At 74.3% G+C, this 11,993-nt stretch carries 14 protein-coding genes and 2 riboswitches; of the genes, 10 read left to right on the top strand and 4 right to left on the bottom strand.

All coding sequences use genetic code 11. The annotated features are described in order from the left end of the window. Positions 1-12 precede the first annotated feature (12 nt). Positions 13-229: riboswitch (cobalamin riboswitch) on the bottom strand. 120 nt (positions 230-349) lie between these two features. Next, a complete protein-coding gene (locus tag F8279_RS01730) occupies positions 350-1,165 on the top strand; it encodes a PrsW family intramembrane metalloprotease (RefSeq protein WP_091425111.1) in 816 nt (271 codons plus the stop codon). Between the two features lie 21 nt (positions 1,166-1,186). On the opposite strand, the gene F8279_RS01725 is transcribed toward F8279_RS01730, so the two are convergent. The 3 genes from F8279_RS01725 to F8279_RS01715 form a co-directional block, all read right to left on the bottom strand. Continuing rightward, the gene (locus F8279_RS01725; RefSeq protein ID WP_091425113.1) at positions 1,187-1,810 is read right to left on the bottom strand and encodes a LysE family translocator; all 624 of its coding nucleotides are present in this window, start codon (positions 1,808-1,810) and stop codon (positions 1,187-1,189) included. A gap of 3 nt (positions 1,811-1,813) precedes the next feature. Beyond that, on the bottom strand, positions 1,814-2,326 hold the full coding sequence (locus F8279_RS01720) for an acyl-CoA thioesterase (protein WP_030268885.1): 513 nt from the start codon (positions 2,324-2,326) through the stop codon (positions 1,814-1,816). 130 nt (positions 2,327-2,456) lie between these two features. Beyond that, positions 2,457-2,664: riboswitch (cobalamin riboswitch) on the bottom strand. Between the two features lie 48 nt (positions 2,665-2,712). After that, entirely contained in the window at positions 2,713-3,426 is a 714-nt protein-coding gene (locus F8279_RS01715; RefSeq protein ID WP_151498892.1) for a Clp protease N-terminal domain-containing protein, read from the bottom strand. A gap of 223 nt (positions 3,427-3,649) precedes the next feature. Between F8279_RS01715 and F8279_RS01710 the strand changes: the two genes are divergently transcribed. The 7 genes from F8279_RS01710 to F8279_RS01680 are packed head-to-tail and all read left to right on the top strand — an operon-like array spanning position 3,650 to position 9,514. After that, entirely contained in the window at positions 3,650-4,369 is a 720-nt protein-coding gene (locus F8279_RS01710; protein WP_091425117.1) for a class II aldolase/adducin family protein, read from the top strand. Then, positions 4,366-5,340 carry an ABC transporter substrate-binding protein gene (locus F8279_RS01705; RefSeq protein WP_151498891.1) on the top strand — a complete coding sequence of 325 codons (975 nt, stop codon included), beginning with the start codon at positions 4,366-4,368 and terminating at the stop codon, positions 5,338-5,340. The genes F8279_RS01710 and F8279_RS01705 overlap by 4 nt, the downstream gene beginning before the upstream one ends. Next, entirely contained in the window at positions 5,337-6,098 is a 762-nt protein-coding gene (locus F8279_RS01700; RefSeq protein WP_151498890.1) for an ABC transporter permease, read from the top strand. The genes F8279_RS01705 and F8279_RS01700 overlap by 4 nt, the downstream gene beginning before the upstream one ends. Beyond that, a complete protein-coding gene (locus tag F8279_RS01695; protein ID WP_091425128.1) occupies positions 6,095-6,859 on the top strand; it encodes an ABC transporter permease in 765 nt (254 codons plus the stop codon). The genes F8279_RS01700 and F8279_RS01695 overlap by 4 nt, the downstream gene beginning before the upstream one ends. Next, positions 6,856-7,671: an ABC transporter ATP-binding protein gene (locus F8279_RS01690; RefSeq protein ID WP_151498889.1), complete on the top strand. Its 816-nt coding sequence runs from the start codon at positions 6,856-6,858 to the stop codon at positions 7,669-7,671. The genes F8279_RS01695 and F8279_RS01690 overlap by 4 nt, the downstream gene beginning before the upstream one ends. After that, positions 7,668-8,585: an MBL fold metallo-hydrolase gene (locus tag F8279_RS01685; protein ID WP_151498888.1), complete on the top strand. Its 918-nt coding sequence runs from the start codon at positions 7,668-7,670 to the stop codon at positions 8,583-8,585. The genes F8279_RS01690 and F8279_RS01685 overlap by 4 nt, the downstream gene beginning before the upstream one ends. Further along, positions 8,585-9,514, top strand: coding sequence for an amidohydrolase family protein (locus F8279_RS01680; RefSeq protein ID WP_091425133.1), 930 nt, complete (start codon positions 8,585-8,587; stop codon positions 9,512-9,514). The genes F8279_RS01685 and F8279_RS01680 overlap by 1 nt, the downstream gene beginning before the upstream one ends. 26 nt (positions 9,515-9,540) lie before the next feature. On the opposite strand, the gene F8279_RS01675 is transcribed toward F8279_RS01680, so the two are convergent. Beyond that, a complete protein-coding gene (locus F8279_RS01675) occupies positions 9,541-10,128 on the bottom strand; it encodes a DM13 domain-containing protein (protein WP_151498887.1) in 588 nt (195 codons plus the stop codon). Positions 10,129-10,229: 101 nt separating this feature from the next. Here F8279_RS01675 and F8279_RS01670 point away from each other — a divergent pair, with 101 nt between their 5' ends. Together F8279_RS01670 and F8279_RS01665 are read left to right on the top strand one after the other, a co-directional pair. Beyond that, the gene (locus F8279_RS01670; protein ID WP_091425137.1) at positions 10,230-10,928 is read left to right on the top strand and encodes a response regulator transcription factor; all 699 of its coding nucleotides are present in this window, start codon (positions 10,230-10,232) and stop codon (positions 10,926-10,928) included. Then, positions 10,925-11,953 carry a sensor histidine kinase KdpD gene (locus F8279_RS01665; RefSeq protein WP_151498886.1) on the top strand — a complete coding sequence of 343 codons (1,029 nt, stop codon included), beginning with the start codon at positions 10,925-10,927 and terminating at the stop codon, positions 11,951-11,953. Before F8279_RS01670 ends, F8279_RS01665 begins: the two co-directional genes overlap by 4 nt. The last annotated feature ends 40 nt before the right edge of the window (positions 11,954-11,993 follow it).

Below are 11,993 nucleotides of genomic sequence, written 5' to 3'. Positions count from 1 at the left end.
ACCGCCGTACGCGGAGGCGCACGGCGCGCTGGCAGGTCTTCGGACTCGCGGGCCCGACCGGGGTCGCCGGTCGCCTACTGGCCGTCGCTTCCCAGGCCGGTGGCCCAGTGCTGTTGACGGCTGTCGTTCCCACTCACCGCTGCGGGGCAGTCCCGGACTTCCACCGGGTTCCCTCTTGCCTCGGCCTCGCCCCGGAGGGCTCGGCCGAACCAGCTGCGGCACCACCATATATGGCGGTGAGGGCGGTTGGGCAACACCAGATGTCGTGTCGGGCGTGTCGCATGGATCTCACTGTCCACAGTGCCCACCCCCGATGCCGGCGCTCGCCGCCGGGCGCGATACTCGACGTATGGGGAATACCGGACGCCGCTGGGCGTGGGTGGCGGTCCTGCTCGTCGGCGTCGGGCTTCACCTGCTGGTGCTGGAGACACTGGCCGGCACCGGGACCGTCACGTTCGTTCCGGCGCTGATCCTGCTCGGCGCGTGCGTTGCGCCCGCCGCGTTCCTGGCCTTCGCCCAGGGGCGCCCGGCCCGCCGCCCGGTCCCCGGCTCCGTCGTCGGCGTCGCCGCGCTCCTCGGCGGCGTGATCGGCGTGGTCGCCGCCGGCTGGCTGGAGTACGGCACGCTGCACCGCCTCGACGTCCTGCCGATGGCGCTCGTCGGCCTCGCGGAGGAGACCGCCAAGCTGATCGTGCCGGCCGGCATCCTGCTGCTGTGGCGGCGGCACCCGTCCCCGGCGCAAGGGCTGGTGATCGGCGTGGCCTCCGGCGCCGGGTTCGCCGCGCTGGAGACCATGGGCTACGCGTTCACCGCGTTCGTCGGGTCGCAGGGCAGCCTCGGCGCGGTCGAGCAGACGCTGCTCGTACGCGGCCTCACCGCGCCCGCCGCGCACCTGGCCTGGACCGGGCTGACCGCCGGCGCGTTGTTCACGTTCGCCGCCGCGCCCGGCGGCCGGAAGCTGGCGGCGTTCCTGCTCACCTTCGCCGCCGCCGTCACGCTGCACACCTGCTGGGACACGTTCGGCACCCAGCCCGCGTACCTGTTCATCGGCGGCGTGTCACTCGGCTGGGTGCTGCTGCGCCTGCACCTGGACCGCGAGCCGCCGGCCGCGTCCGGGACGCCGGCCGCGCCGGCGCCCCGGGAGCCCGCGGCCCACCCCCGCTGAGCCGGGACGCCTGGCCGCCCGTCAGCCGGCGGCCAGCCGGACGCCGAGCGCGACGAAGGCGACCGCGCAGAGCCGGTCGACGCGCCGTGACCAGCGGCTGTCGCCCCACCGGCCGGCGAACCGCCCGGCGCCCACCCCGAGCGCCAGGTCCACGGTGAGCTGCACCGCGACGAACAGCGCGCCGAGCAGCACCAGCTGCGCCGCCACCGGGCCCGCCTCGGGCCGGACGAACTGCGGCAGGAACGCCACGCTGAACAGGATCATCTTCGGGTTGAGCAGGTTCGTCAGCAGCCCGCGCCGGAACGCCCGCCCGGCGCCGCCGTCCGGCCGGTCCGCCGGGGCGCCGGGCCGGCCCGTGCCGCGCAGCGCCCGCAGACCCAGCACGATCAGGTACGCCGCACCCGCCCACCGGATCGCGGTGAACAGCACCGGGGACGCGGCGATCACCGTGGCGAGCCCGGCCACCACGGCGGCGACGTGCACCGCCTCCCCGGCGGCGACCCCGAGCGCGGCCACCGCGCCGGCCCGTGGGCCGTACCGGGTGGCGTTGGCCAGCACGAACATCATGTCCGGACCCGGGGTGAGCATGAGCACCACGATCGCGGCGAGGTAACCGGCGAGCGTGGCCGCCGACAGTCCGAGCACCGGTCAGCCCTCCCCGGCGCCGTCGAGCAGCGCCCGGCGCAGCGCCAGCCGGTGTTCGCGCCGGATCTGCGCCTCCCGGTAGCGCCGCCGGTCACCGTCGGTCTCGGCGTGCAGCGGCGGCACCGGCCGGGGCTGGCCGTCGTCGTCCACCGCGACCATCACCAGGTGCGCGGTGGCCACGTCCACCGGCGGCACCGCGCGGTCCCACCGGTCCGCGCTGACCTTCACCGCCACCTCCATCGAGCTGCGGCCGGCCCAGGTGATCCGGGCGTCCACGTGGACCACGTCCCCGACGCGTACCGCGCGCAGGAACGCGGTCTCGTCGATGGCGGCGGTGACGGCCGGCCCGTCGGAGTGGCGGGCGGCGACCACCCCGGCGACCGAATCGATCAGGTTGAGGATCCGCCCGCCGTGGACCGTGCCCATCAGGTTGGTGTGGTGCTGGTCCATGATCTGCGACAGGGTCAGATGCGAGGCCGACGGTGGTCGGCCGGTGAGCGTGATGGTGTCGGGCACTGTGCGGTTCCGTCCTCGCAGAAGCGGACCGCCGACCGGCCGGGGTGTGCACGTCGAGGGCACGCCGACGGCGCACCGTGCGGCGTGTCACCCGCCCGACCCACCCGCGAGGTCGACGGCGGCGCGCACCGGTGGTACGCGCGACGCGGGCAGGTCTTCGGACTCGCGGGCATGACACGAGGTCGCCTACCGGCCGTCGCTTCCCAGGCCGTGGCCCAGTGCTGTTGACGGCTGTCGTTCCCACTCACCGCTGCGGGGCAGTCCCGGACTTCCACCGGGTTCCCTCTTACGACACCCGGCCGTCGCCGACCGGGTGAACCAGCGCTTCCCGCAGCGTAGCCCAGCCGCGGCGCGCTCCCGGAGCCACCCGGCCGGGCGCGTTCCCGTCACCCTTCCGTCGCGTCGAGCCGCTTCTGCATCCGGTCGAGCCGGTCGAGGACGTCGTGCATCATCACGCGCAGGACCGTCGTGTCGGCGTCGCGCTCGGGCAGCATCCGGCCGAACGCGACGCCGTGGTAGAGCGCGGACAGCACGGCGGGTGTGACGACGGCGGTCACGCCCGTACGCCGCAGCACGTCGCCCGCGTCGCCGTCGTCGCGCAGCAGCCCCAGCAGCAGGTGGCTGCCGGTGGTGACGGCCGAGGCGTGTGCGGTGGCCTGGCCGGCGGCGGCCGTCAGCACCGCCCGGGTGGCCGGCGACGCGGCCGGCTCGGTGGGTGTCAGGGCCGGGGTGGGGGAGTCGCCCAGGGCGGCGCGGATCGTGGCGGCGGGGAAGCCGAGCAGCTCGACGGTGTTCAGCACCAGGCTCTCGCCCTCGTCGAGGAAGGCTCGCAGCAGGTGGACCGGCTCCACAGTGACCGCGCCGGAGGTGGACGCGAGGGCGTACGCCTGGCGCAGGATCGCCGCGACGTGGTGGTTGGCCGGCGGGGTGAGGGTGAGCCCGGCGGGCAGCGCCCGGGTGGCGGGGGTCTCGTGGGCCGCGCCCGCGGCGCCGTCCAGGGCCTGGGTCAGTGCGGTCTGGCAGATCCGGGAGACCGGAAGCCGGGCGTCGCGGACGCGGTCGGCGAGGGCGTCGGGCAGATAAACGTTGACCTTGGGCACCTGACCGATCCTGTCACGTGACCATCGAACAGGTCAGCCCTTGATCGCCTACATTTCCTAGGGTTATAGTAGGGTTATGCCCGCGCCGCTGACCACCCGACGAGCCCTCGACCAGGGCCGTACGTCCAGCGCGCTCTGTCGCCGCTGAGCCCCACCGGCTCACTTCGCACACCTTGCATCGTCGTGCCCCGGGCACGACCGACTCCCCTTGAGGCCGCACGCCATGACTCAGCACGACCCTGTCCAGAAAGCCCGCGCCGACCTGACCGCCGGCATCAACAAGATCTTCGCCGCCTCGGCCATGTCGGCCAGCGGGCACGGCAACATCAGCGTCCGGATCCCCGGTCACGACGACCGCCTGCTCGTCAACGCCGGCGAACTGCTCCGCCCGTGGCCCGCCGACGACCTGCGGGTCGCGGCGCCCGCGCTGCGCACCGTCAACGACGACGTCGTCGTGGTCGGCCTCGACGGCACCGTCCACGAGGGAACGCCCAGCCCGTCGGTGGCCGCCATCCTGAAGATGCACATCGGCGTCTACCAGGCCCGGCCGGACGTCAACGCCGTCATCCACACCCATTCGCCGTACGCCACCAGCTACGCCCTCGCCGGGGCGCCGCTGCCGGCCCGGTACGAGGCACTGCTCGTGCACGGCCAGCCGGTCGACATCCCCGTCGCGCCGTGGGCGCCGCGCGGCACCGAGGAGGCGGTGCGCGCGATCGCCGAAACGTTCGCGGCGCACCCCCGCACGTACGCGATCCTGCTCGGCAACCACGGCCTGCTCGTCGCCGGCGACTCCGCCAGGCACGCCGCGAGCCTCGTCGTGGCGATCGAGGAGGCGGCCGTCTCCAGCATCGGCGCCGAGCCGCTGGGCGGCCCGGTGCCGTTCCCCGACCACGTCCACGACCTCGACCTGCGCCTGCGCTTTGAGGAGCCGACCGCATGACCACCCGTAGCCGCCGGATCGCCGGTGCCCTCGCCGCCGTCCTGCTCACCACGTCGCTCGCCGCCTGCGGCGGGGACGACGCGCCCGCCGCGGCGAGCGCCGACGGCCTCACCACCGTCCGGCTCGCCTCGTCGCCGCTGGGCCACCTCGCGCCCATCTACCTGGCCCAGGAGCGGGGCATCTTCGCCAAGCACGGCCTCAAGGTCGAGGTCGACACCGAGACGTCCGACCTGACCTCCGTGCCGGCCGTGCTGGCCGGCAAGGTCGACTTCGCCACCGGCGACCTCACCACGCTGATCGTCGCCCGGTCCAAGGGCCTGGACGTCAAGGCAGTGGTGCCGGCGTCGGCGTCCACCGGCAAGGAGGGCGCCGACTACGGCGCCCTGGTGGTCAAGGGCGACTCCGGCATCACCAGCGCCAAGCAGCTCGAAGGCAAGACGATCTCCGTCAACATCCTCACCAACATCGCCGCCGCGGCGGCCCGGGAGGCGGTCCGCGCCGACGGCGGTGACCCGACGAAGGTCAAGCTCGTCGAGATCCCGTTCCCGCAGGCGCCCGCCGCGGTCAGCACGGGCCGGGTGGACGGCGCCTGGGTGGTCGAGCCGTTCCTGTCGGCGGCCAAGGCGCAGGGCGCGGTGCCGGTCGGGTGGGGCTTCACCGACCTCGCGCCCGACCTCACGGTCTCCGCGTGGTACGCGGCCGGCTCCTACACCTCGAAGAACGCGAAGACCGTCACGGCCTTCCGGGACGCGGTGCGGGAGGCCTACGCGTACGCCCGCGAGCACGAGGACGAGGTGCGCGCGAAGATCCCCACGTTCACCGAGATCAAGCCGGAGGTGGCCGCGAAGATCACCCTGACCGGTCTGCGTGACGAGGTCAGCCGGCAGGCCGCCGAGAAGCTCGCCGGCTATGCCCAGCGCGACGGGCTCATCACCAGCACACCCGACCTCGACGAGCTGATCCTCAAGTGAGAAGGGGGTGGCTCGGCGCCGTGGGCCTGGCGGGCGCGGCCACGGCGTACGAGATCCTCGCCCGCCTGTTCTTCGAACCCGCGCACGTGCCGCCGCTGAGCGCCGTGGTGCCCGAGGCGCTGCGCCTGCTCGCCGGGGAACGGTTCTGGACGGCGACCGGTCGTACGCTGTCCGCGGTGGCCGTCGGCCTGGTCATCGCGGTGGTCGCCGGCATCCTGGCCGGGTTCGCGCTCGGCTCGGTGCCCCAGGTGCGCCGGGCCACCTCCTCCACTCTCGACTTCCTGCGGCCGGTCCCGTCGATCGTGCTGATCCCGGTGCTGGTGCTCGTGCTCGACGTCCGGCAGATCACCGTGCTGCTGGTCGCCGTCTCGTGCTTCTGGATCGTCGTGTTCCAGGTGCTCTACGGTCTGCGCGACGTGGACCGGGTGGCAGTCGACACCGCCCGCGCCTTCCGGCTCGGCCGGCTGGCCCGGACCGTGCACGTCACGTGGCCGACCGTGTTGCCGTATCTGGGCACGGCGCTGCGGCTGATCGTCTCGGTCGCGCTGGCTCTGGCGCTGACCGGCGGTCTGGTGATGGGCGCCGCCGGGCTCGGCGAGATGATCTGGAGCAGCCAGGAGTCCGGCGAGTCCACCGGCATGTACGCGCTGGTGCTGCTCACCGGCGGGCTCGGCATCGGCCTCGACCAGCTCGCCCGGCTCGCCGAGCGGCGGCTGCTGCACTGGCACGTGGCGACCCGGCGGGAGGCCGTCGCATGAGGGCGCTCGGCTACGCGCTCGGCCTGCCCGCGGTGCTCGTGGCCGCGTGGTGGGTGGCCAGCGACGGCAGCACCAACGTGTTCCTGCCGCCGCTGCGTACGATCGTCGAGGCGTTCCGGGACGTGTGGTTCTCCGGCACGTTCGTCAGCGACGTGGTGCCCAGCCTGTGGCGCCTCGCCGCCGGGTACGCCGTCGCGCTCGCCGCCGGCGTCACCCTCGGCTTCGTGATCGGGCGGTGGGCGGTGCCCCGCGCGCTGACCGGCCCGCTGCTGGCGTACTTCCGGGTGCTGCCCGCCCCGGTGCTGATCCCGGTGCTGCTGGTCGCGGTCGGCATCGGCGACGCCACGAAGCTGGTCGTCATCACGGTGGGCGCCGTCTGGCCGATCCTGCTCAACACCGCCGACGGCGTCCGCGCCGCCGACGAGGTCGGGCTGGAGACCGCCGCCGCGTACCGGCTGCCGCGCCGCACCCGGCACCTGCTCGTGCTGCGCGGCGCGAGCCCGCAGATCTTCGCCGGCGCCCGTCAGGCGCTCGGCCTGTCGATCATCCTCATGGTGGTCAGCGAGATGCTGATGAGCACCGACGGGCTGGGCTTCACTGTGGTGCAGTTCCAGCGCAGCTTCGCCATCCCGCAGATGTGGAGCGGGGTGCTGCTGATCGGCCTGCTCGGCTTCGGGCTGGCCAAACTCTTCGAACTCGTCGAGCGGCGCGCGTTGCGCTGGCATCGAGGCCACACCGGACAACTCACGGAGCGACGATGACCTCCCTGCTCGAGATCGCCGGGGTCGGCAAGACCTACCGGGCCCGGGAACGCACCGTCGAGGTGCTGACCGCTGTCGACCTGTCCGTGTCCGAGGGCGAGTTCGTCGCGCTCGTCGGCCCGTCCGGCTGCGGCAAGACCACCCTGCTCAAGATCGTCGCCGGGCTGCTGCCGGCCACGACGGGACAGGTCCGGTTCGACGGCCGCCCGGTCACCGAGCCGCCGGCCGGCCTCGGCGTGGTCTTCCAGGAGTACGGCCGCAGCCTGTACGCCTGGAAGACGGTCCGGCGGAACGTCGAGCTGCCGCTGCGCCACCTGGGCCTGAGCCGGGCGCGGCGGCGGGAACTCGTCGCCGACGCGCTCGACGCGGTCGGCCTCGGCGCGGCCGGCGACGCGTACCCCTGGCAGCTCTCCGGCGGCATGCAGCAGCGCGTCGCCATCGCCCGCGCGGTCGCCTACCGGCCCCGCCTGCTGCTGATGGACGAGCCGTTCTCGGCCGTCGACGCGCAGACCCGGGCCGACCTGGAGGACCTGGTCGCCGCGCTGTGGAAGCGCTACGGCATGACCATCGTCCTCGTCACCCACGACATCGACGAGGCGGTCTACCTCAGCCAGCGCGTCGTGGTGCTCGGCACCGGCGTCTCCGGCGTCCAGGCCGACATCCCGGTCGACCTGCCCGCCGACCGCGAACAGATCGGCACCCGTTCCTCCGCCCCCTTCGGCGAGCTCCGCACCCGCGTGTGGACGCAGGTCCGCCGTACCCCCGACGGCGAGCCGCACGCTCGCCGTACACCCGAGAGCGAGATGGCATGAGCAACGCCCGATGGACCGACACCGGCGGCGGCGAGGGCCCGCTGTGGTCCTTCCGAGTCGGTGAGGTCGAGGTCTTCCCGATCCGCGAGGTCGACTACTTCGTGGAGCCGGCCGAGTTCTTCCCGCAGATGGAGACCGAGTCCTGGACCGACGGTGCGTTCTACACGCGCGAGCCGTTCACCCACGACGGCCGGATCCTGCTCAACCAGGAGGCTCACCTGCTGCGGACGCCGGACCGGCTGATCCTGGTCGACGCGGGCGGCGGCAACGGCAAACCGCGCAACGGCGGCGTCTTCGACCGGGCGGACCGGCCGTTCCTGGAACAGTTCGCCCGCGCCGGGGTGTCGCTCGGCGACATCGACACGGTCGTCTTCACCCACCTGCACGTCGACCACGTCGGGTTCGCCACCGGCGCGGACGGTCGCGGCGGCTGGGAGCCGACCTTCCCGAACGCCCGGTACCTGGTGGTCCGCGAGGAGTTCGACTGGTGGACCGGCCCGGAGGGCGCGCGGGCCATGCGGCGTACCGGCGACTACATCGCCGACAGCATCCTGCCGCTGCGCGACGCCGGAGTGCTCGACCTGATCGAGGCCGACCACGTGCTGTCCCCGCAGGTGCACCTGGTGCCCGCGTTCGGCCACACCCCGGGCAACGTCTACCTGGTCGTCGAGTCGGCCGGTCAACGGGCGCTGTTCGCCGGCGACATGCTGCACCACGGCGTCCAACTGGAGCGGCCGGAGTGGAGCATCCGCTACTGCGTGGTGCCCGGCGACTCCGCCGACCAGCGCCGCCGCCTGCTCGAGCGGGCCGCCGACTCGGGCGACCTGCTCGTGCCGGCGCACTTCCCGTTCCCCGCGGCCGGACATGTGCACCGGGCGGAGCGCGGCTTCACCTACACGTTCCTCGACGTCTGATGTTCATCGCCGACTTCCACACCCACCACGCCTGTCCGGACCATCCGGCGGTGCTGCCGCACAACGCCACCGGCGTGCTCGCCGCCCGCTGGGCCGACACCGCCCGGCGGGTCGCCGACCTCGACGACCTGCTCGCCGAGTCGGGCCGGTACGGCGTCGACCTGCGTGTGCTCAGCGCCCCGCCGGCGATGGTCACCCCGCACGGCGAGCGGACCCGACCCGGCGACCAGCGGCGGCTCAACGACCATCTGGCGACCGTGGTCGCGGGAGACCCCGCCCGCCTCGCCGGGCTCGCCACGATCGACGCCTTCGGCGGCGAGGCGGCCGCCGGGGAGGTGGTCCGAGCCGTCCGTGACCTGGGCCTGCCGGGCGTCGTGGTCGACTGCGCCGCCGCGGACGGGCGGCTGCTCGGTGACCCGGCCGCCCGTCCCACGCTCGTCGCCGCGGCCGAGCTGGGCGTACCGGTCTTCGCGCATCCGATCAGCCGGTCCACCCTGACCGCGGAGTTCGCGGGCCTGGGCCGGCTCGGCACGTCGCTCGCCCGCGGCACGATCACCGCGGCCGCGCTGCTGTCGCTGCTCACCGGCGGTGTCCTGGCCACGCTGCCCGGCCTGCACGTGGTCTTCCCGATGCTCGGGGTGGCCGGCCTCGCCCTGGCCGCCGCCACCGACGAGGGCGCACTGCTCAGCGCGCCGGACCGGAGCGCCCACGTGTACGCCGACACGATGGGTTTCGCGCCGTCGGCGATCCGCTTCGCCACCGACCTGCTCGGCGCCGACCACGTGGTGGTGGGCGGGGACTGGCCGATCGCGGAGCGGTCCACCACCCGCGACCGGGTCGAGGCGGCGTTGCGCGACGCGGGTCTCGGCCCGGACGACAGCGCCCTGGTGGCCGGCGCCAACACGTTGCGGCTGCTGGGCCGCGGCTGAGCCCCGGTGGTGGGCAGCGGCGGACGTCAGGCCGGCGCCGATCCCGTACCGGCCGCGGCCAGCGGGGCGGCGCCGAACGACACCGCGAACCGCTTGCACCAGATCGACACGCTGCGCAGACCGTCCAGGTCCACAGTCGCCGGGATGTCGTACGCCTGGTCGCCGATGTTGCCCTTGAGCCGGCCCACTTCGACCCAGCGGCCGTCGTCGAACACCTGCCAGCCCGCGCGGCCGGGTAGCACCTTCCGGTCGGTGAGCCACACCCGCAGGTCGGGTCCGTCCGAGGTGTCCAGTCCGCGCAGGAGGAGCTGACGGCGGCCGTCGGCGAGGCGGACCAGCTGTGCCCGGCCGGACGTGTCGTGCTCGTGGGTGACGAAGTCACCGGCGGCGAGGACCACGTCGGCGGGCGCCGCGCCGGTCGACGGCGGGCCGGTCGTGCCGGAAGCCGGCGGGCCGGTGGTGCCGGCCGGCTGCTGCTCCGCCACAGTGGGCAGCGCCTCGCGTACCTCGCGGTCGGTGACCAGCCGCCACGGCTGGAACAGGTACAGGCTCACCCCGAGACCGGTGACGGCCACGAGGGCGAGCACCGACAACACCACACGTCTTCTGCCCATGCCGTGACGGTAGGCGGGTACCCGGCGGAAAGATCTTTCCGTCCGCTTACGGCTCGACCGCGGGCCGCCGCACCGGGCCGCCGGTGGGTAGCGTCTGGCCCATGGGGCGCTACGTGCTCGTCGTCGACGACGACCGGACGGTGAGCGACGTCGTCCGGCGCTACCTGGAACAGGACGGCTGCCGGGTCCGGCTGTCCTTCGACGGGCCCGGCGCGCTCGCCGCGGCCGAGGAGGAGCCGCCCGACCTGGTTGTCCTCGACCTGATGATGCCGGGTCTCGACGGCATCGAGGTGTGCCGGCGGCTGCGTCGCCGCCTGCCCGGCCTGCCGGTGGTCATGCTCACCGCGCTCGGGGACGAGGCCGACCGGGTCGCCGGGCTGGAGGTCGGCGCGGACGACTACGTGACCAAGCCGTTCTCGCCGCGCGAACTCGTGCTGCGCATCAGGTCGGTGCTCCGGCGCGCCGCCCCGAAGGACCGGGGACCGACCGGGGTGCTGCGCGACGGCGACCTCACCGCTGACACCGACCGGCGCGTCGCCGATCGCGGCGGGCAGCAGCTGTCGCTGACCGTACGGGAGTTCGACCTGCTCGCGTTCCTGCTGGCGAACCCGGGACGCGCCTGGTCGCGGGCCGAGCTGCTGGACCGCGTGTGGGGCTGGCGGTTCGGCGACCAGTCCACGGTCACCGTCCACGTCCGGCGGCTGCGGGAGAAGATCGAGGACCACCCGGCGCAGCCCCGCCGCATCGTCACCGTGTGGGGCGTCGGTTACCGGTACGAGCCGTCGGACCCGCCCCGGTGAACGAGCTGCTGGTCATCGGGCTCTACGCCCTGCTCGCCGGCGCTGTCGTCGGCGCGCTCGGCGTCGGCGCGCTGCGGCTGGTGCGCCACCGGTCGATCCTCGCGCACATCGCGGTGCTGCTCGCGGTCACGATCGCCTCGGTGACGGCGGGCGTCACGGCCGTCGCCCAGGCCATGTTCCTGTCCGCGCACGACCTCCAGGTCGTCCTCGTCACGGTCGCGGCGTCCGCGGCTCTCAGCCTGGCCGTCGGGGTGGCGTTCGCCCGCCGGCTGGCGCAGGCGGCGGTCTGGGCCGACCAGGCCCGGCAGCGGGAACGGCAGCTGGAGGCCGGGCGCCGTGAGCTGGTCGCGTGGGTCTCGCACGATCTGCGTACGCCGCTGGCCGGGCTGCGGGCGATGGCGGAGGCGCTGGAGGACCGGGTGGTCGACGAGCCGGCGGCGGTGGCCGAGTACCACCGGCGGATCCGGGTCGAGACGGACCGGATGACGCGTCTGGTCGACGACCTGTTCGAGCTGTCCCGGATCACCGCCGGAGCGTTGCGGCCCGCGCTGTCCCCGGTCCCGCTCGGCGACGTGGTCTCCGACGCGATCGCCGCCACCGCGCCGCTGGCCGCCGACCGGCGGGTCCGGGTGCTCGCCCCGGAGACCGGCTGGCCGACCGTCCGGGCCGCCGAGGCCGAACTCGCCCGCGTCGTGACGAACCTGCTGGTCAACTCGGTGCGGTACACGCCACCGGACGGCACCGTGCGCATCGACGCCGGACGGGACGACGACGACGCGTGGCTCGCCGTCTCCGACACCTGCGGCGGCATTCCCGAGGCGGACCTGCCCCGGGTGTTCGACGTGGCGTTCCGGGGCACCCGGGCCCGTACCCCCGCACCGGCCGGCGCCGGCGAGGCGGCGCCGGCCGGCGGCGGGCTGGGCCTGGCGATCGTGCGCGGGCTGGTCGAGGCGCACGGCGGGCGGGTGCACGCGCACAACGTGACCGGCGGGTGCCGGTTCGTCGTCCGCCTGCCGGCGGTCTGACCGCCCGGCTCACCGGGGCGGGCGGGTCGCCGCCGACGGC

This window comes from Micromonospora sp. AMSO1212t, from assembly GCF_008868145.1.
Taxonomy (GTDB): domain Bacteria; phylum Actinomycetota; class Actinomycetes; order Mycobacteriales; family Micromonosporaceae; genus Micromonospora; species Micromonospora tulbaghiae.
This window is presented reverse-complemented; position numbering and strand designations above follow the sequence as displayed.

Coding starts and splice junctions, on each gene's coding strand:
- F8279_RS01705 (WP_151498891.1), top strand. CDS start 4,366: ATGACCACCCGTAGCCGCCGGATCGCCGGTGCCCTCGCCGCCGTCCTG.
- F8279_RS01695 (WP_091425128.1), top strand. CDS start 6,095: ATGAGGGCGCTCGGCTACGCGCTCGGCCTGCCCGCGGTGCTCGTGGCC.
- F8279_RS01670 (WP_091425137.1), top strand. CDS start 10,230: ATGGGGCGCTACGTGCTCGTCGTCGACGACGACCGGACGGTGAGCGAC.
- F8279_RS01685 (WP_151498888.1), top strand. CDS start 7,668: ATGAGCAACGCCCGATGGACCGACACCGGCGGCGGCGAGGGCCCGCTG.
- F8279_RS01690 (WP_151498889.1), top strand. CDS start 6,856: ATGACCTCCCTGCTCGAGATCGCCGGGGTCGGCAAGACCTACCGGGCC.
- F8279_RS01710 (WP_091425117.1), top strand. CDS start 3,650: ATGACTCAGCACGACCCTGTCCAGAAAGCCCGCGCCGACCTGACCGCC.
- F8279_RS01730 (WP_091425111.1), top strand. CDS start 350: ATGGGGAATACCGGACGCCGCTGGGCGTGGGTGGCGGTCCTGCTCGTC.
- F8279_RS01680 (WP_091425133.1), top strand. CDS start 8,585: ATGTTCATCGCCGACTTCCACACCCACCACGCCTGTCCGGACCATCCG.
- F8279_RS01675 (WP_151498887.1), bottom strand. CDS start 10,128: ATGGGCAGAAGACGTGTGGTGTTGTCGGTGCTCGCCCTCGTGGCCGTC.